Origin of the sequence: Legionella cardiaca, from assembly GCF_029026145.1 — a bacterium.
Taxonomy (GTDB): Bacteria; Pseudomonadota; Gammaproteobacteria; order Legionellales; family Legionellaceae; genus Tatlockia; species Tatlockia cardiaca.
Window position 1 is genome coordinate 2612839 of sequence record NZ_CP119078.1, and the last position, 20105, is coordinate 2632943.

A 20105-nucleotide genomic window follows, 5' to 3' on the forward strand; every position below is an offset into this window, starting at 1 on the left:
ATAAAATAAAGAGTAGATTTTGATTGAGCATTGAGAGAGGATGGAATGGATTCTGTAGGAATTGAGGAACAGTTAAAAGCACTTGAAAACCGTCTTGCCGCTCTTGAGCATCAATTAAAGATTGATAGACCAGCACTGGAAGTAAAACCTGTTCCTTTATTCTCAACCACTTCACCATCCAAAGCTAAATCAGGAAACTGGCTTGGACTTATTGCAATTATTTGTTTTATTGTCGCAGCTGGTTTCATTATTAAATTATCTGTTGATTCAGGCTGGTTAAGCCCTACAAGACAAATTGGCCTTGCAGGTTTATTTGGTTTTGTATTGATTGGTACAGGATTTATCTTACTAAATGCCGACCGGAAATACGCCAGTTTGTTACCAGCGGCAGGCATTGTCATTCTTTATTTGACTACTTTTGCCGCTCATCGGTTTTATCTTCTTATATCCTTTCAAACGGCTATTGCCATTACCGTTTTAATTTCTACTCTATGCATCTGGCTCTATGTTCGCATTAAACATGATTTATATTCTATTCTCACGGCAATTGGCGCCTATACCGCTCCGCCTATACTCGGTTTTGATATTACCACTATCTTTTCCCTGTATTATCTTATTGTTTGTTCTTTGACATTTGCTACCATTTCTATTTGGGTTCAATCAAGAACCTTAACCATGATCTCAGCCTATTTAGCCATTTTAACAACAGCGATGGTAGGCTTTAAGTTAAATCAGGATATGCTGATTGCTGTCGTTTTGGCCTTGCATTTTATTATTTTTTCACTAGGAACTTATTTTTACACGCAAACGACGAAACAATACATGACAGAAACTGAAGCCTGGAGTTTTTTTCCAGTACTGATCATTTTTTATGTGATGGAATATTATTTTATTGATCACAGTTATCCTCAATGGGCTCCATGGGTTTCTTTAGCATTTGCAGCATTTCTTTTAAGTCTTTATCTATCTGCAAAAAAATGGTTTCCCAATCAAAGTTTGAATAGCCAATCCGTTATCTTAGCTTTTGTCACAATTGTAACCTTTCATTCGCTCTATTTAGAACTCTTACCTGCCACTATGCGACCTTGGTTATTTGTTTTGATAATCGGAGTTTACCTGTTGTTCCCAGTCACTTTTAAAAAAGGCAGAAATCGAATCTTTATCATCCCTTCATTTGCCATCTTTTTGATATTAGCAATCGAATATCTGGTTATGCTCTCGCATCTTCTTCTAGAAAATTTTGAAGTCTATTGGTTTGGTGTTTCGACTGCTTCCTTTCTTAGTCTCTGGTCGCTTCTTTTATTTGATAAGAAGTTGGCCCAAAAGGAAGAGCAGGGTTATTTATTATTAGGCGCAGCTCATTTATTAGGCATTACCGGACTTTATCAATTAATGACAGATTATGGGTCGCTTGCAGTTTCGGCTTCATGGTTATTCTATGCTGTATTGGTTATAGTCTTTGCTGTCATTCGCAGAGATAAAGTGATGGCAAGATCGGCGCTCATTGTACTTGGTTTTGCGGCAGGAAAAGCATTGCTCTACGATGCGTCCTCCACGCCAACAATTATTCGTATTTTATGCTTATTGCTTACAGGGATTGTGCTTTATGGCTCAGGATTTTTAATTCGAAAAATTGGAGAATGGAAATAAAATATGCAAGCTCTTAGATAAATTGACGACAACCCTAAGAGCTTGCTATAACCATAGTACTTAATAATAATTATTTCCCCGATTTTTAGTGACATCGGTAACACCTAGGATCAGCTACTAGATGGTAGAATACGAGCGGTATTCTCTAGCCCATACCTCAAAAACTGCAGCTAGAAACATGGATGATTTCCCACCGTTTATTAAACAAGCCATGCAACAATATTTCGAAATTAGAGTACAACAGTCATGGCAAGGACATCATATTCTTAAAGGTAAACAGCCAACGGAAAACGCATTATTACTTACGAGTAATGATTATTTGCATATTAGCCGTCATCCTAAACTTGTAAATGCCCAAATGTCAGCGCTAAGGAAGTATGGGAATGGACAAATGCAATCACCCGTTTTTCTAAATGATGACAGCTTGCTTACGGCATGTGAGCAGCAATTTGCAGTTTTTACTGGCTATCCTGCCTGCTTGTTAGCACAATCCGGTTGGTGTGCCAATGTGGGTTTGATTCAAGCCTTAGCGTCTCACGAGTTACCTGTTTATTTGGATTTTTATGCCCATATGTCATTCTGGGAAGGTGTAAAAGCAGCGAATGCCAAACCTATACCTTTTCAACATAACTCTGTCGAGTCATTAAGAAAACGTCTACAACGTTATGGCGCAGGAATTATCGCCGTAGATTCCATTTATAGCACGACGGGCACTATTAGCCCTTTGGCTGATTATGTCGAATTAGCCAAAAAATTTAATTGTTTACTCATTGTGGACGAATCACATTCTCTGGGTACTCATGGGCCTCAAGGTAGTGGATTGGTTGCGGCCGCTGGATTATCAAATGATGTCGATATTATAACGGCAAGTCTTGCTAAAGCATTATCTGGACGCGGAGGAGCAATCTTTAGTAATCCTCATTTGATTGAGCTAATCCGTTACACAGCCTTGCCAGCGATATTTAGCTCAACTCTTCTACCTCATGATTTAGCTGGTTTTAATGCCGCCCTCGCAATTATTGCACGAGAAGCATGGCGACGTGACAAGCTGCATAATAATGCCAATTTTTTGCGTGAATCTTTACTGCAAGCTGGTTTTAACTTAGGAGATAGTAACTCTCAAATTATTCCTCTTTTTACGGGAAGCGAGGCCAATACGATCTGGCTTCGTAATGAATTAGAAAAAAATGATATTCATGGAGCGGTCTTTTGCTCTCCCGCCACCCCCCAAAACAATGCTTTAATTCGCTTATCGATAAGCGCTAACCATCACGAGGAGGAATTAGCACGCGTCGTTTATTGCTTGCAAAAATTAAAGTATTGTGGCCGGAACATTCCTTTATTTAACAGCTAATTTAGCTGGAATAAAAATTTATGCGTACTATGTCTCACTATCTTCTCTTGAATGTTTTTATAGAAGTAATGGTTGGTCTTTAATTTCAAATAGAACAATTAATTACTTAACACCAAAAAATCTGTCATGCGGTGCAGTTAAGCATGACAGATTTTTTAAGCAAGGGGTTTTTAAATCTTATTAGATAAGAAGTAATTCCTCAGCATCTATTTCTTCCAGATGGCAATGATAGGAAAGTATCTTATCCTGATGCACGTCAAATAATACAGGACCTTGAACATAAGCGTAAAAATAAGTTTCCTCGGAAACAAAGCGATGAGCCGGCACCAAACAGGTTGACCAGTCATTCCATTCTGGTGGTTGTGTATTTGCCTGCCAAAAACAAGGTATTTTTTCTCCACTTGCAAGCTGGTCTAATACTTCTTCACTGGCACCATTGTCTAAGGCCAGATCATAATGCAGACGCATATCGGCTTCATTCTTTACAATGAGGAAATTGGCATTGGCATCATCATCCAATAATAAGAAACTACCCGAATTATCGGCTAAATAATATTCAACGATCCCTTTGTCTTGGCGCAATTGCCTAAAAAAGTCGGCAAATTTTTTATCATGCAAACAACTTGGTGATGTCACTGACAACATGCGCACAATCATATCTGACATTTTCTGAAAGTATTGTAATTGTAGATCGTAAATACTCTTGGTGATTAACTCAGCCGCATTAGGATCACTTTTTTGTATATAGCGATGAATCAACCCTTCATTAAATGCCTCAATCGCAAGCTTTTCATCAGCCTGTCCTGTGAGGAGAATTTTTTTAATATTGGTATTATTAATTTTACGACAGAATTCGATACCATCCATACCAGGCATGGCATAGTCAACAACAACAACTGAAATTTCTGAAAAACGTCTTGCATTATAAACTTCGGCATGAATTGCAGCTAAATCGAGATTCACGGTGTGATTTGTAAGAGGACAATTTTTTGCTTCTGTATACTCACTTAAACATCGCTGACTTAACATGTCTAATTCACAACGTTTTTTATGAATACAATCTAATGCATCAAAAGGAGAATCAAAAACTCGATAAGCAAGCCCCTCATCAAGTTGCAAAACAAAATTTAATAAAAAATCACGGCTATCATCAATAAATAAGGCCGTACTGGGGAAATAGCAGGTAGGTATTGAAAAATGTTGCATGGCTCCTCCTGAGCAGTGCTTCCTATTGCAAATACTCCATCCACAACAGTTAACCTAGATCTAAGCATTTGCAGAAAATCATTTTCTATTTAGGTCAACGACGATTATCAAACCTGGACAAGATTTATTGAATATAAAATAACATGAGTGTTTAATTTTCCCAAATAAAAATCAGTCACTTAGTTTTCCTAAATCTAAAATTAAAAGCCATCGTCATTTTTTTATTAAATCACAGGAAAAAATAAAGAAAATTGTGTATAACTTCCCTCTTGCGATTCACAACGAATATCGCCACCAAAGCGATTCATTACTAATTTACAAAAAGATAAACCTATTCCTGTCCCCATAAACGTGGTTGTATAAAAATGATTAAATAATTTTGACAATTGTTGCGGCGAAATGCCTATAGCCGAATCCTTAAAATAAAGCGTATTAAATTTTTCACCAGACACGGTCCATATGCTAATTTCACCCTTTTGTGCTGTAGCAATAACGTATAAAGCATTTTTTAATAAATTAAACAAGACATGTTGCATGAGTAATTTTGAACCTGTAAAAGCAAAATCCCCTTGCCAACAGACTAACGAGCGTTCCTGGTGTGATTTAAAAGGGTATCGAGATAATGCCTCTTGCAAACAATCTGCCATGGAGCATACTTCCAGCGCGCAATTTTGCAAAGAATTCTCGCGCCCCGCTTTAACTAACAACATGTCGATGATGGTATTAGCATAATCAATTTCACTAATGATCCGCCCACTGACTTCTTCTAGTTGTTGCAATCTGGTTTCACGGATTGTGGAGTCTAATAAGCCGTGTTCTTTGGCCAAATAGTAAGCCTGAAACAATTGCGGAGAATAATGTGCCATGGCTTTCGCGCCACTCTTAATGCCCAACAACGGTGTACGCAATTCATGAGCTATCATACCCGCTGCTGCAGCCATTCCAGCTAATCGTTGTTGTTGCAGCATTGCCGTTTTATAATTTACCGTGGAACCTGCAACGATTACAAAACATAAGACCATCGTCATTTCAAGATGTTCTTCACCAAAATAAAGTTGTGGAGAAATCCAATAATAGCAAATTAAAGCACAGCCCCAGCCTAACATAAGCAGTACGGTTAAACTGAACAAATCCACCAGCAATACAAGTAAAAAAACACTACACAGTAAAGACATTGCTGAAATAACGCTGGCTTGATTCATTAAAAAAGAAAACGCAAAAAAGAAGGAAAGGGTATATAAAATCGTTAAAAACCAATACCAAGGTAGATAGGGTTTGCATGCTGCAGGCCAATAAGGGGTTAACATAAGCCCCAAACCGAGAAAACTTCCTATTAAACGCAACCCCAAGGTTTCATAAGGTTGAGGAAACCATTCAGTCCAAACCCAATAAAATAAAGGAAAGCCAAAAAAGGCAATCGCGCCCACGGCAACCAATTGATGCGCCGCATTCGATAGGCTGCGCTGCATGGAATTATCAAGATAATTGACAATCCGTTTTAAATTATTCATCGCCATTGTTTGCAATTATTTCCATCCTTAGATTAGTTCCATTGTATAGCTGAAAAAACAAGCAATCCACTCTAGGTGAATTTTAAAAAATATAATAGTTGGAAGGGTGACCCTTCTAACCATATTTTGCTGATTTACTCTGTTCTTGAGAGGCTGACTGTTCTTTGTCGGCGGGCACAAAAAATTGCCAACCAATAGAATTTGCGTCTTTCTGATTATCTAAAGTAAAAGGTTGAGCAGTAGACTCAATCAAACCATTAACTTGCGACGATGATTGGTTATTCTCATTAGAAACATGACTTGGCTTTAAGTCTAAAATGTAACGCTTTAACCAAGGTGTAGGACATGCCTCCAGTATAGAGTTAATAAGATGTTGTCCTATCGAGGTCTTATCTAAATGATGTAGTGGGGTCTCCATCATATCAATTGATAACACTAGTGATATTAAAATTTCAGTGTTTAACAGCCTTATTAATTGAGGGTTGCTAACAAATAATTGTTCAAGCAACAAGTGCCCACGCAAAGATACGGTTAACCAATAAAAGGCCGAAGCTCCTTGATATGAACTATGTTTCCCTTTAATGATGCAACTTAATGCACTGGCAAATTCCTCTGTTCCCAGATCACTTCGTTGAAATATGATTGAAAGAAATTCCCAACATTGATTAGAGCAAAGATGATATAAAATTGATAATTCTTCATCGTAATCACCCTGCATTTGCAGTGGTTTACACAATAAACTAACAATTTCTTTCTGCAATAAAGAATTCTGGTTGAATAATTTGATTAGAGCCTGTTCTCCAACCTTATTTTGAGTGAGGCAATATAAGGCGGTAGTATTGACTTGATCAAAAAAAGCACTATTCGGGCCTATAACAAACGGTTGCGTTAAAGCTTCAATAGAAAGAGTAGAACCAGGCGAAGAAGGAAGGGATAATAATTTATTAAAGAGCTGCATGCCCTCATCATAATTCAATAATATATGTAAGCCTGAAGTTGCCTTAATCGTATCAAAGGATATGATGCGATTAGCAGCAATACTGAGTGCTTCTCCTCTAAGGTTTTCGTTATTTTCTAATAATAACGTTAGAAATCTTAGCCTTAACGCCCCCATTAAACATAAGACGGAAAAAAATGAATTATTAACAATCCCTAAGCGCTTAGTTGAATATTGGCCATATAATACTTCAGGCGTGACGTAGGAAGCTATCCAGGGATGAGTCTTCAAAATTTCAGTCATCCATAATATGCCCTGCTCATCCGAAACCAAATGAGCCAAGGTTGTTATTATTGGCTCATTTGGCGTCCTTATTATATGACATAACGCTTCAGCAAAAGATTTATCGATCCACTCCGGATTAGCATTGAATAATCTGATAAATATTGAGACTCCTAGCGGGCAGCGGGATAATAAATAAATAATACTAAAATTTTTACTATCCGGATGATTTTGAGATGAAGGAATTAATTGATATAAAGTTTTTGGAGATAACTCTTTCAATATTTTGCTGTTTTGTCTAACTAATACATTTAGCAAAACCGGAACTTTATTATAAGGAATTAAACTCAACAATAAAGGTTTTCCATCCGTTCCAGGATAGGCACTTTCTAAATGTCTTGCTGTAATCAATTCGCAAAAAGAAGGCTCTTTTTGTAACAGGCCAAGCAACATACCTGACTTTTCTTCTAATGATGCAAGCTCTAAGAAAAGGCATTTTTTTCCTGGCAGAACCACCTCAAAAAGATATTTCGTGGCACTTTTTTGGCTAAAAATGGTTCTTAAATTTTTCTCCGTGCAATTGTTTAGTAATTTTTGCACGCATTCTTGTTGTTTGGTTAAACCGGATTCTATCTTTTTCTCGATATTGGATTTCGGATTTTTCGTTGATTGTTCTTTTTTAGCTTGGGTCTTTTGCTTTTCTTGTGCTTTTATCAAATCTTGAGGTAGAAAATCTTGAACTTTAGGAGAGAAAAAACTAGCAAATTCAGCTTCTGCTCTTCCCAGTTTCTCAATAAAAATTTGCCTAGCTAAATCAATATTACCATTTTGATATTGTTTTTTTGCTTCATCAGACCAATCAGTTGTTGCTGTCATCTCATAGGTTAAAGGCTGTTTATGGGTATTTGTCGGCAACGTCCGCTTTAAAAGCGTAATTAGCGTTTCCAAATCATGACAATCTTTTTGTACAATAATTAAAATACCTTTTGTTCGGGTGAGCATGACAAATAAACCATTACATAATGGGCCGAATTTGACATTACCCATGCCTTCTCTTGCACGATGAGTGATTTTTCCTAAGGATTCAATATTGGAAATTAACGCGGCATTGGCCTCAACAAAAAGATCCAGATCCAGCGGTCTATAAACAATGGTAATTGGGTATTCAAGACCTTTGGCTTGTTCAGCCGTAAGAGCCAGGGGAGTTTCAAATAAATCACAGGCTTCTTTTTTGAAATTTTCATGCGTGATTACCGCTACGGCTGGTGTTGCAGCAATTTTTTTTAATTCTGCAAGTTCCGTATCGGAAAATGCCTCTTGCCATCGTATCTCGCCTTCTTCTTGGATATTTTGCGAAACGGTGATTTCGACAGACTCATTCTTATCTGCAATTCCTCCCGTTAAGGCGTTTTTTATATTAATGACTTCATTAACTAAAGGAATAATCTTAGCTGGGCAGCGGTAGGTTGCCGGTAACTCAACATGGGTTAGTTTTTTGCCTCGCTTTTCGTATAAATTTAAAAGGAAAGGTCTCTTGGATATTTTGTCCCTTATACTCTGATGATTATCCATAAGAAATGCACCATCTGCAGCAAGTTCACTAATCTGCTTTAATTGTCTAAAAGACCAATCCTGAGCTTCATCCGCCACAAAAAGAGAGTAATTTGATTTCCATTCACAGGAATAAAAAGCAGGATTTAAATACTTGCTGCCTAACTCTTTCAAATAAGCTGTATAGGCTTCAAACAACCATTGTTTTTGCGCAGGATCATGAAATAGAGATTGTTTTTCACCTAATTTCATATACTCTGCAGAAGTGTAAGCTCCTAAAATACGAAACTCCTGATAGACCTGCTCCTTTTTAGTTGCCAAGTCATCTAAAAACTGGAATGTTTCTGATAGAGTTTTTTTCCCTTTTTTTCCTTGTTTGGCTTTACAGATTTGCCTACGTTCATAAAGGTATTTAGCAAACCAGGTGATAAAATGCTCTACTTCTACAATTTGTTTTCCTTTAACATCCTTATCTAACTCCTCAAGTACCTGTCGATAGGTTCTACACTGCACTTTATTCCTGGGAAGAGCGTGATAAGCCACAAATTCATCGAACATATCCTGCATTAGTTTTACTAACGATGCTGATTCAGTTATATAAAGCAAGGGACGCTCATCAGCTTCATCTTGTTGAAGCAGAGCCTGGGTTAGTATTGAAAAAGCAACACAGGTTTTTCCTGAGCCAGGGGGGCCACTGACCAAAAGAGGTAAAGAAGCATATTTAGCGTCTTGTTGCTGTTCATTAAACGCAATAAATGTTTTATTAAAAAACTCTATTTGCGTATATTGAAGCGCCGTATCATCTGGATTATCCAGATGAATTTCGCTTTCAGAGCAATCAACAAAGCTCTCTTCAAAATTCAAAATTTCTTCAGACAAATGCTTTGCATTGACTTCAAGAAAATTTCTTAAAATACCCGATTTAAGAAAACGAGATTTTTGATAATCATGGTTAGGTACAACCTCAAGAAGCAATAAATACGATTTTCCCTGAACAGTAATTGTTGTAAAAAGAAGTCGGTCACGTCGGTTAATGCGTACGCTATAAATACGGTACCCGGATAACTTCTTTAGATCGAGATCCGCCGACTTGTAATCACCACGAGCCAACTTCGCTATAGTCTCGGGGTGTTTTTCCAATAAATACGGGTTACCAATCATTCTGTCCCAATATATTGCCATTTTACTACTTGAGCCTTTAATGAATCAATTGGGCATTAATTTATCACTTTGGTAATAATGCAGATATGGGTAAAACTACCCAAAAACTCAGATTTATAAAAATGAGCAATACTCAAAGAAAGAAAATTAATAAGTAAAACTGATGCTAGCTCGCACTCCCTGTGCATTATCAGTTTAGAGGGTACCCTATGCGCTGAGTCTTTTTCTTATAACGTCACCTGTGAATTAGTGATATGATCGGCGCATTCATTCCCAACATAGAATTAACCATGGAGCTTTTACGCATTGCGACCAGACAAAGCCCTCTTGCTTTATGGCAAGCTAATTTTATAGCAAAGCAACTCAATGAATTTTATCCTGCCATGCGCATAGAGCTTGTTCCCATGCTGACGTCAGGCGACAAATTTCAAAAGGACAAATTGTTAGCCGTTGGGGGTAAGGGGCTTTTTGTTAAAGAGCTTGAAGAAGCACTCTTGGACAAGCGTGCTGATATTGCTGTTCATTCGATGAAAGATGTTCCCGCCGTTTTTCCTGAAGGTCTTTGCCTACCTGTTATCGGCAAACGCCATATTCCTTTTGATGCGTTAATTACGAAAGATCATACCAAGCTTCACGACTTGCCTATAGGAGCGGTTATTGGTACTACGAGTTTGCGACGCCAATCTCAGCTATTAGCTAGTCGGTCTGACTTAGTGATTAAGCCATTACGTGGCAACGTCAATACCCGCTTGGAAAAATTAAATGCGGGTGAATACGATGCAATTGTACTTGCTCTTGCCGGCCTTGAACGTTTGGGCATGGCAAATAAAGTCAGTGAAATTTTAAATGAGGCAATCATGCTGCCGGCCTGCGGCCAGGGCGCATTAGGAATTGAATGTCGTGAGGATGATAGCGCTTTGCAAAAATTGCTTATGCCTTTAAATGACTCTCTTTCTTCTCTCTGCGTAAAAGTAGAGCGACATGTAAACGCTCTCTTGGGCGGAAACTGCCATGTTCCTCTTGCAGTATATTGTAAATCACATTCTGATGGACAATTATTATTACGGGCAAGAGTTTTACAAATGGATGGCACCATCATGATTGAAGACAGCCAGCAAGGGCCCGAATCAGTGGCAATGACTTTGGCCGATAATTGTGCTCAAGCTCTTCTTCATAAAGGGGCTAGTCAATTGCTTCGTCAAACATCATGAATCAATCTTTGCAAGGCTTACGCGTTTTAAATACGCGACCATTAGAACAAGGAAAAGCATTAAGTTTTGCTATTAACGCCGCAGACGGGATTGCTATTGAATGCCCTGCTCTTGCGATAGAACCTATCGAATTTGTTTTACCTGATCTAACCAAGGCAGAACAAGCTATTTTCGTCAGTGCGAATGCAGTACAGTACGTAAGTCACGTATTGAAAGCAAAGAAAACGCACTGGCCCACATCCCTATGTGTTATCGCAGTTGGTCAAGGCACTGCAGCTGCACTAAAGAAAAATGGAATAAATGTTGATTTTATTCCCGAGGAAGCAACAAGCGAATCACTGTTAACACTCGGTCACCTGAAGCAAGTACGCGGCAAAACCATTCTCTTGTTTAAAGGTGAAGGCGGAAGAACTACAATTGCAGAAACGTTAATAGCTCGCGGAGCTCACTTAAACATTGTCGAAGTTTATAAGCGAATAATGCCTAAGTTTAATTTGCAATATCTTCATTCATTGTGGCACGAAAAGGCAGTGGATATTATACTGTTTACAAGTCAGCAAGCGATACAAAATGTATTTGCCATGTTTGGCAAAGCAGCTCACGATTGGCTCTGTAACACGCCTTGTTTAGTCATTAGTGAGCGCTTGGCAAAGGTAGCAGCCTTATTAGGGATGAAACGAATTATGGTGAGTAGCCCAGAAACCATTTTACAAACATTGCATCAATTTAACCAAGGATTAACCCATGGCGAATAACAATGACGTTCAGACTAAAAAGTCGCCTTCTAAACCCATTCCCGAGGATACACTTACATCATCAAAACCGGCTAAAACCAAACTAGCCGCCGCAACTCCATCCTTGGTATTTTTAATTTTATCCGTGTTAGCGCTTGTCATAGCAGTGATTGCTCTTATTTGTGGTGCCTATGCGCTTAAGGCCAATCAACAATTAGCGAATAGAACAGGACAGGCCACAGAAACTTTAAATACAGAATTTGACATCTTAAAAAAACAACAGCTACAAGCACAATCTCTGGAAACCAGTGTGCAAACCTTAAAGGAAGATCATGCACAACTGCAAGAACACCTTAAAAGTCTTGATAAAGAATTACAAACTGCAATGCAGCAGCGTTTGTATCAAAAACAAGATTGGATTTTATTAAAAGCACGTTATTACTTGGAGCTGGCTCAAATCAACGCTCATTGGAGTAACGATAAACAAACTACCATTGCTCTTTTACAGCAAGCTGATCTACTGTTAGGAACTTTGTCTGAACAAGCAGTCTTTGCCATCAGACAAGCCATTGCTCAGGAAATTACACAATTACAGGCCTTACCCAAGGTAGATGTTGCAGGTTTACTGAGCCAACTCGATGCAGCTCAAACTAATCTTGTAAGTTTACCTTTAAAACATCCTGTGCCTGGCGCTAAAAATAAAACCTCCAGTGAAAAATCTGCCTCACCTTGGCGAGAGCAATTGCGCGAAAGCATTAATTCTCTTGGAAAATTAATTGTTGTTCGTCGTCATGATGAAAACGTTGAACCATTACTCTCGCCCATCCAACAAGCCATGATGCAGGAAGCTATTCGCATGAACTTGCAAGAAGCTCAATGGGCTATATTACAAAACAATTCCACGGTTTATCAAATGGCCTTGACGCAGGCTATCAAGACCATAAAACGAGCTTTTGAAATAAACGCTGCAAGTACACAAGCGTTAATCAAACAATTACAAAACTTGCTAAAACAAAAAATAAACATCGAAAAACCAATGATTGAGAAGGCGCTTCCTTTACTCAATCAATTGATTGACAGTAAAAATTTACAACCGAGTACAGCTGGCTCTACGCAAGGAGATCATTCACAATGATACGCGTAATCATGATTTTTATAGTCTTACTGGCCTCGGTTTGGTTGGGAATTCAATTAAACCGTGACCCAGGTTATTTGCTTATTGCGATTAACCAATGGACCATAGAAACAACTTTATGGGTGGCAATTATTGGATTAATTCTAGCCTTTGTCTTACTTCATGCATTTTTATTGTTAGTCAGCAAACTTGCCAGAACGCCTGATACTTTACGTAAGTGGCAAACGAAGCGCCGTATACAAAAGGCGCAAGCTAAAACCCAGAAAGGCTTAATCGAATTTAGTGAAGGCTATTTTGCTCAAGCTAAAAATCATTTGATAAAAGCACTTCCCGATACTGACTCACCCTTATTGAATTACTTAACCGCTGCTCGTGCCGCCCAAGAAATGGGTGATAACAAATTGCGTGACGACTATTTACGAGAAGCACAACAATCCATGCCTGATGCCAAGATAGCGGTTGAGCTAACGCAAGCGCAATTGCAATTGGCGAATAAACAGTGGGAACAAGCTTTAGCAACCTTAAGACATCTGCAGGATTTAGCTCCTCATCATCCTTATGTTTTAAAACTTCTCATGCATCTTTATAAAGAAGTGAAGGATTGGCCGCAATTGATTACCTTGCTACCCGAACTTAAAAAACATCAGGTCCTTTCTAATGCTGCGTTTGAAAAATTACGCCATGAAGCTTACCGTGAAGCAATCAGTGATCTTGCAAAATCTTCAGAACTGGAAGCTTTAAATAAGATGCTGGCCAATTTGCCAAAAAATTTAAGTAATGATCCAGAGCTTATGGCAATTTATTGCCATTTTTTACTGGAGCGACATGAAGATATTAAAGTAGAACCAATCCTTCATCAGTGTTTACGCAAAGCCTATAACGAAAAATTGATAACCTTGTATGGTCATTTAAATATGGGGGATAAGCCATTAATTTTTGCCGAATCCTTGCTTAAGAAAAATCCTGATTCTGCAGCGTTGTATCTTTGTTTAGGACGCTTAAGTTTAACCAATAATTTATGGGGCAAGGCGCGTCATTATTTTGAAAAAAGCCTTGCTTTAACAGCCAGTGCAGAAGCCTATGCAGAACTAGGTAAGTTACTCGAAAAGCTGAGTGACCAGACCGGAGCTTGCGAGGCTTATCGCCAAGGTTTAGTACTAGCGATCCAGAAAACATCTCCTTCTTCCTAACTCATAACCTTGAGATTCTCTTATCTTCAAGAAGAGACCTGGGACTTGGAAAAATTAGCAGCTGTAGATAGTTGTAAGCAAGCAAAAATTTTCCTTAAAGGTTGTTTGATTTTAAAGAAGGACAGCATTTAGCATACGCTTACAAAATAGGACTTGATTTATCGTTTTTAACTTCTTGCTGACTACGCCGCAAGCCTGCTATCATGGTTTTGTATGTTTCAGTAACATTCCTGTTATTAATTTCTTACTATCAAGACGTTTAATCTCTTCCTTACCCTCGATGTTCTTTTGTTTTCGTTAAAAGATCATGAATTCATGAGGTTCCATAGCTTGAGCCATGGCTAAACACATCATACCCTCTTCTGTCTGTGCGTTTAAGAAATTTTAGTGAAAACAGCGAATTATTAATATCGTTACAAAATATATTAAATTTACAGACTTATAGTTTCTGCTACTTCCTTGATTAATCTTCGCTTAATAATTTTCTTCTATAATCGAATAAAATTGAACAAATGAGAAAAATCATGCACACTCTTGCAGAATTCGAAACAGCCGAAGATAAGATTGCCTTCTTATTAGACCCCACTGTTGATGTAAGATTTTATGCTCAACTAGTCAAGCCAAATCTAAAGCAAGAAAAAGCGCGAATTATAAAAGAGATACTTGACGCAGAAAGCCCTGATTTTCCTAAGTTAATTATTAAATTAACTGATCTTAGTTTCTCACACAGTTCTACATTTATACGAACTAGTGATGATTTTTTAAAAGAGTTGCTATTTGAATTTTTTAAGAAAGAAGATCTTAAACTGCTAGAAAGTAAGCGATTTGCGCAGCTTTATGAAGATAATCCAGGCATATTACCTAGCTCCGAGCAATATCAATTATCGAAAGATGCGCAAAGAATCTTTACTCTTGTTCGTAACGTTGCAGTGCAGAAAGGATTTCAAGAAGAAAATCCAGCTTATCAACAAACACTAGGTAGTAATATTGTTTTTAATATTTTTATAAGTTTAATTCGAGAACAATATATAGAAAAACTAGCTGCTAACTATGATGCTAAAAACCCTGATCCTGTTTTATTAAAGCAGGTTCAACAAGCAACAAAAGAGTTAAACGATATAATAAAACAACCTCATTCAGAGCAATTATCAGACACTTACTTTAACAGCCACCTAACAACCGTTTTTGATACAACACCTGTTGATGATTACTACAAAGATAAGAAAAACATGCATGAGCAAGCTATTGCTAACATTACAAAACTCATCAAGACATCAGAATGGGATGTTGCAAAGATCGGTTTTTTCCGTGTGGGTGGCTTGAATTATACCTTTGAAGGAAAAGCACTTCGGCTTCCTCATCGGGTAACTGAAATGGCAAAGTTAATTACTGCCTATAATAATTTAGAATCGCCAACCGATAAAGACCTCTATAAACTCTATAAAGATATTCAAGCTCATGCGAATGACGCATTAGAAAACCCTCGTCCAGGTCAAAAAGAATCGACTCGCAATTTTTATCACAGGGTTCTCGATAATCTGTATTTTACCGAGCAAGAATTAGATCAAAAACCATCTGAAACCGCCTCATTAATCCAATAAAAATTACTTCTAATAAGCCTATTCTAATTAAGAATAGGCTTGCAGGCATCTTCACAGAATCTTAGATTACGCTCCACTTGAATAGTGGCATGATGAATCTTGTGCTTCTCTTGCAACATCTTTACTAAAGCTTGCCTTGCTTCATCGCTGAGTGGCATATCAGGCATGAAAAGATGAACGGATAACGCATTTTCTTTTGTACTTAGCGCCCAAATATGTAAATCATGTACTTCCTTAACGCCCGGTTCCGCTTGCAAGGAATCGCGAACATCCACCCAGGAAATCCCTCGTGGTACAGCATCAATAATCAAATTAAAGCTATCTACAAAAAGTGACCAGGTTCCTTTAATAATTAAAAAGGCAATTAAAAGACCAACAATGGGGTCTATCCAAAGCCAGCCAGTGAAATACAAGAGCGTTGCTGACACTACAACGCCCACCGAAATTAAAGCATCATACAACAAATGAAGAAAAGCACCGCGAATATTCAAATCATCCGCACCTCGCAGAAATAAAGCCGCAGTAGCACCATTCACGACAATACCTATACTCGCAACGATGATCACAGAAATAGCATGAACATCCGAAGGCGCGAACAATTTATACATTGCTTCGGTGGCAATAATTCCACAGGTAAATACCAATAAAATTCCATTAGCCAGCGCTGCTAGAATCGACGTTTTTTTCATCCCATAGGTAGTATGATTAGTAGGAATCCGCTTTAGTAAGCCATTGGCAATCCAGGCCAAAATGAGACTAAGCACATCACCGAGATTATGCATAGCATCAGCAAGCAGACTGGTAGAGTTAGCAATATAGGCAAAAATAATTTGACATATTACGAATAATCCATTGGCAATAATGGCAATTAAAAATGCTGCATTAAATTGGGTAACTTCATGATGATGCCCATGAGAATGCTCATGATCGTGACTATGATGATGCTCATCATTTTCATGTTGATGAAAAATCATTCCTTCTCCTGATTTTCAGAAGTATGGTTTAAATTATCTTGCTCATTACCATAATAGTTTATACCTATTTTAATACGTTCACGCTCATTCTTTTTGCGCCACAAGTTAGTATCACGCAGTGAATAGACACAACCACAATATTCTTGCTTGTAAAAATTCTCGCGCTTGGCAATCTCATACATTCTTTCAGAACCACCATTTTTACGCCAATTATAAGTCCAATATTCTATATTAGGATAACGACTAGCAGCACGAATGCCGGAGTCATTGATCTGATTCATATCCTTCCAACGAGAAATACCCAAAGAACTACTAATTACGGGAAAACCATGTTCATAAGCATAAAGTGCCGTACGTTCGAAGCGCATATCAAAACATGCTGTACAACGTTTGCCACGCTCTGGTTCCCACTCAAGGCCTTTTACGCGGGCAAACCAATTATCCTTGTCATAATCAGCATCGATAAAAGGAATGTTATGTTTTTTAGCAAATTCAATATTTTCCTGCTTTCTAATTTCATATTCCTGTACAGGATGAATATTAGGGTTATAAAAGAAAATTGAGAAATCGATCTTTGATGCAAGTAATGCTTCCATTACTTCACCAGAACAAGGTGCACAACAAGAGTGCAGTAATAATTTATCCGCCCCATTAGGCAGGACTAATTGCTCGCGTTCAATCATAATTAGGTATCCGCTATATTAATAAAATGTTGACGATAATAGGCAAGTTCAGCAATAGAGTCTTTGATGTCATCCAGTGCTAAATGTTTGGATTCTTTGATTACCCCATTTAATAACTTTGGACGCCAACGTTTAACTAACTCTTTTAATGTACTCACATCGAGATTACGATAATGAAAATAGGCCGCTAATTCCGGCATATATTTATAAAGAAAACGTCTGTCCTGGCAAATACTATTGCCACACATCGGCGATTTACCTCTATCGAGATAGTTTTTTAAAAAATCGATAGTTTGACGCTCAGCTTCTGCTTCGTTTATCGTCGACTCTCTGACACGTTTAACAAGTCCTGACTGATTATGCTGTTTGGTATTCCACTCATCCATACCCATCAATAAGGTTTCATTCTGATGAATGGCAAAAACGGGCCCTTCAGCCAAAATGTTTAACTGCGCATCAGTCACAATGGTTGCAATTTCAATAATATGATCTTTTTCAGGTTCAAGACCTGTCATTTCCAGATCTATCCAAATTAAATTATCATTATTTTTCTTCATGTTTATTCCGAATTTGTTTAGCACAATTTACGCGTTGCTCATGCAATGCTTTTTTAATCGCTTCTCCCTGATAACCTTGGGCTATTAATGTCTGGGGAGATATTTTTGCACATTCGCTAAGTAGATGGCGCCATCCTTCTGCTTGTGGATATTCCTTTTCTACAAAACCACGACCTCTTGCATCCGCTTCACACACCAGCAATAGTTTTTCGAATAAATGAGGGCGACGAAAAGCATCAGCTCGCTCAAGCACATCAATTTTTGTTGATGCTCTAAGCTCAAAAAAACGATGAATGTTAATGTGAAACCGTGAAACCATTTCTGCGAATTTACGGTAGTCTACAGGAATTCGCAAACGTTCACATAATTTCCTAATAATATTGACACCCCTTATTTCATGTTGGACTTGTCTAGGCCATTCGCCCATAGGGGTTGCACCTTTACCTAAATCATGCACCAATGTTGCAAACTGTACCATTGGTTCTTTAGATAATTTAACCACTCTTGTTAGAGCCATGAGAGTATGAATCCCACTATCTACCTCAGGATGATATTTTCTGGAAGCAGGGACACCAAAAAGAATATCCAATTCAGGTAAAATTACTTTAAGAGCACCACAGGCTCTTAAGGTTGTAATAAATACTTCTGGATTCTTTTCTGCAAAACTTCGATGCCATTCCTGCCAAACACGCTCAGAAACTAAATGGGCCAGCTCTCCTCGTTTTACCATAAGATACATTAACGCTCGTGTTTCATCCGCTAATTTAAATCCTAGATGATGATACCTAGCGGCAAAACGGGCAACACGAAGAACGCGCACTGGATCTTCAATAAAAGCAGGGGAGACATGCCTTAATATTTTTGCTTTTAAATCAGCTTGTCCTTGGTATGGATCAATTAAATGCCCTTCCGGGTCTAAAGCCATGGCATTAATGGTCAAATCACGACGCAATAGATCATCTTCCAAACTAACATGAGGATTAAAGTCACACTGGAAACCATAGTAACCTGGGGCAGATTTACGTTCGGTTCGAGCTAAGGCATATTCTTCTTTGGTTTCAGGGTGCAAAAAAACTGGGAAATCGCGTCCAACTTGTTGGTAACCTAACTGCTGCAGCTGCGAGGGAGTTGCACCGACAACCACCCAATCCCGCTCTTTTACTGGGTAGCCTAATAACTGATCACGAACTGCACCACCGACTAAATAAACTTTCATGAATATTGGTTGCCTTATATGTTCAAGGAACTCTTTTCCTCGAATTGTATTATCTATTAACTTATTTATCGCAATATCATCAGGTAACTCGCTTCTATGGTAAAATTATGCAAAGAAAGCTTGGCAATTATAGACTATTTTTAAACCATGAGTAAAAGACGCGTTAATAAACAACAATCCGCCCGAATTCAAAAGATACAAGCAGATTATCGTCAAAATTCGGGAATAGATGCATTTTCTATGCAGGGATTAGTACTTACTCGTTTTAGTCGACATGCAGAAATTGAAGATGATGCAGGCAATCGTATTCATTGTTCAATTCGTCCTAATATCGATTCTTTAGTCGCAGGTGATCGCGTTATCTGGCAGCCAACAGGCATTAGTCAGGGGGTTGTTGTTAGTCGCTTTCCAAGAGAATCCATGCTTGGACGTCCTGATAAGCGGGGCGAATTTAAGCCAGTCGCTGCTAACATCTCACAAATCATGGTTGTTATTGCCGCCAAACCAGAGCTTTCCTGGCCCTTACTAGATAGTTATCTTGTGATGGCAGAGTCTCTAAAACTACAAATTTGCATCGTATTTAACAAAATCGATTTACCTTGCAAAACTTTTCGTGAGGAACTAGTAAAATTTTATCAACCCTTGGGTTATCCTCTTTTATTTACCAGTAAAGAAGATGAGCAAAGTTATGAGAAATTAAGACAAACACTCAATCATCATGTCAGTGTCTTTGTTGGCCAATCTGGTGTAGGCAAATCTTCTTTAATTGCTGGAATCCTACCTCATGAGCAGGGTATTCAAACCGCTGAAATATCGTCAATCTCAGAGTTAGGTTGTCATACAACGAGTAATTCCCGTCTCTATCACTTGCAAAGCGGTGGAGCATTGATTGACTCTCCTGGCGTTCGCGAATTAGGATTATGGCATATGCCTTTGCATGAAATTGTTGAGGGCTACCGCGAATTTAGGCCTTTTACAATGCAGTGCAAGTTTCGTAATTGTAATCACCGTGATACACCTGGATGTGCAATTATTACAGCAATGCAAGCTGGGCATATTACCTCAAAACGCTATGAAAATTTTGTTAAAATTACCACACAATTTGTAAAATAACAGACTATCAAATTCACTTTCGCCTAATATGGCTTACTT

At 38.2% G+C, this 20105-nt stretch carries 15 protein-coding genes; 8 read left to right on the forward strand and 7 right to left on the reverse strand.

Going from position 1 to position 20105, the window contains the following annotated elements; translation table 11 throughout:
• The first annotated feature begins 45 nt into the window (after window positions 1-45).
• Together PXX05_RS11315 and cqsA are read left to right on the forward strand one after the other, a co-directional pair.
• Entirely contained in the window at window positions 46-1650 is a 1605-nt protein-coding gene (locus PXX05_RS11315) for a DUF2339 domain-containing protein (protein ID WP_275088321.1), read from the forward strand.
• Window positions 1651-1771: 121 nt separating this feature from the next.
• Entirely contained in the window at window positions 1772-3004 is a 1233-nt protein-coding gene (gene cqsA / locus PXX05_RS11320) for an alpha-hydroxyketone-type quorum-sensing autoinducer synthase (protein ID WP_275088322.1), read from the forward strand.
• 180 nt (window positions 3005-3184) lie between these two features.
• Here the strand turns inward: cqsA and PXX05_RS11325 are convergent, their stop codons facing one another.
• The 3 genes from PXX05_RS11325 to PXX05_RS11335 all read right to left on the reverse strand — a co-directional run bounded on the left by PXX05_RS11325 (window position 3185) and on the right by PXX05_RS11335 (window position 9673).
• Window positions 3185-4210 (reverse strand): response regulator, encoded by a 1026-nt coding sequence (locus PXX05_RS11325; protein WP_275088323.1) that lies wholly within the window; start codon window positions 4208-4210, stop codon window positions 3185-3187.
• 224 nt (window positions 4211-4434) lie between these two features.
• Window positions 4435-5721 (reverse strand): sensor histidine kinase, encoded by a 1287-nt coding sequence (locus PXX05_RS11330; RefSeq protein ID WP_275088324.1) that lies wholly within the window; start codon window positions 5719-5721, stop codon window positions 4435-4437.
• A gap of 115 nt (window positions 5722-5836) precedes the next feature.
• Window positions 5837-9673: a hypothetical protein gene (locus PXX05_RS11335; RefSeq protein WP_275088325.1), complete on the reverse strand. Its 3837-nt coding sequence runs from the start codon at window positions 9671-9673 to the stop codon at window positions 5837-5839.
• A 269-nt stretch (window positions 9674-9942) separates the two neighbouring features.
• Between PXX05_RS11335 and hemC the strand changes: the two genes are divergently transcribed.
• The 5 genes from hemC (at window position 9943) to PXX05_RS11360 (ending at window position 15523) form a co-directional block, all read left to right on the forward strand.
• Window positions 9943-10863 carry a hydroxymethylbilane synthase gene (gene hemC, locus PXX05_RS11340; RefSeq protein WP_275088326.1) on the forward strand — a complete coding sequence of 307 codons (921 nt, stop codon included), beginning with the start codon at window positions 9943-9945 and terminating at the stop codon, window positions 10861-10863.
• A complete protein-coding gene (locus PXX05_RS11345) occupies window positions 10860-11618 on the forward strand; it encodes a uroporphyrinogen-III synthase (protein WP_275088327.1) in 759 nt (252 codons plus the stop codon). The genes hemC and PXX05_RS11345 overlap by 4 nt, the downstream gene beginning before the upstream one ends.
• Window positions 11608-12732, forward strand: a complete 1125-nt coding sequence (locus tag PXX05_RS11350; RefSeq protein WP_275088328.1) for a uroporphyrinogen-III C-methyltransferase — start codon at window positions 11608-11610, stop codon at window positions 12730-12732. The genes PXX05_RS11345 and PXX05_RS11350 overlap by 11 nt, the downstream gene beginning before the upstream one ends.
• On the forward strand, window positions 12729-13922 hold the full coding sequence (locus tag PXX05_RS11355) for a heme biosynthesis protein HemY (RefSeq protein ID WP_275088329.1): 1194 nt from the start codon (window positions 12729-12731) through the stop codon (window positions 13920-13922). The genes PXX05_RS11350 and PXX05_RS11355 overlap by 4 nt, the downstream gene beginning before the upstream one ends.
• 524 nt (window positions 13923-14446) lie before the next feature.
• The gene (locus PXX05_RS11360; protein ID WP_275088330.1) at window positions 14447-15523 is read left to right on the forward strand and encodes a hypothetical protein; all 1077 of its coding nucleotides are present in this window, start codon (window positions 14447-14449) and stop codon (window positions 15521-15523) included.
• A gap of 23 nt (window positions 15524-15546) precedes the next feature.
• Here the strand turns inward: PXX05_RS11360 and PXX05_RS11365 are convergent, their stop codons facing one another.
• Genes PXX05_RS11365 through PXX05_RS11380 form a run of 4 tightly spaced genes read right to left on the reverse strand, consistent with a single transcriptional unit; the run spans window position 15547 to window position 18953 of the window.
• Window positions 15547-16497, reverse strand: a complete 951-nt coding sequence (locus tag PXX05_RS11365) for a cation diffusion facilitator family transporter (RefSeq protein ID WP_275088331.1) — start codon at window positions 16495-16497, stop codon at window positions 15547-15549.
• Window positions 16494-17180 (reverse strand): epoxyqueuosine reductase QueH, encoded by a 687-nt coding sequence (locus tag PXX05_RS11370; protein WP_275088332.1) that lies wholly within the window; start codon window positions 17178-17180, stop codon window positions 16494-16496. Before PXX05_RS11370 ends, PXX05_RS11365 begins: the two co-directional genes overlap by 4 nt.
• Before the next feature lie 2 nt (window positions 17181-17182).
• The gene (orn, locus tag PXX05_RS11375; RefSeq protein WP_275088333.1) at window positions 17183-17737 is read right to left on the reverse strand and encodes an oligoribonuclease; all 555 of its coding nucleotides are present in this window, start codon (window positions 17735-17737) and stop codon (window positions 17183-17185) included.
• Window positions 17724-18953 (reverse strand): multifunctional CCA addition/repair protein, encoded by a 1230-nt coding sequence (locus tag PXX05_RS11380; RefSeq protein WP_275088334.1) that lies wholly within the window; start codon window positions 18951-18953, stop codon window positions 17724-17726. Before PXX05_RS11380 ends, orn begins: the two co-directional genes overlap by 14 nt.
• A 147-nt stretch (window positions 18954-19100) precedes the next feature.
• Here PXX05_RS11380 and rsgA point away from each other — a divergent pair, with 147 nt between their 5' ends.
• Window positions 19101-20066, forward strand: a complete 966-nt coding sequence (gene rsgA / locus PXX05_RS11385; RefSeq protein ID WP_275088335.1) for a small ribosomal subunit biogenesis GTPase RsgA — start codon at window positions 19101-19103, stop codon at window positions 20064-20066.
• Window positions 20067-20105 lie beyond the last annotated feature (39 nt).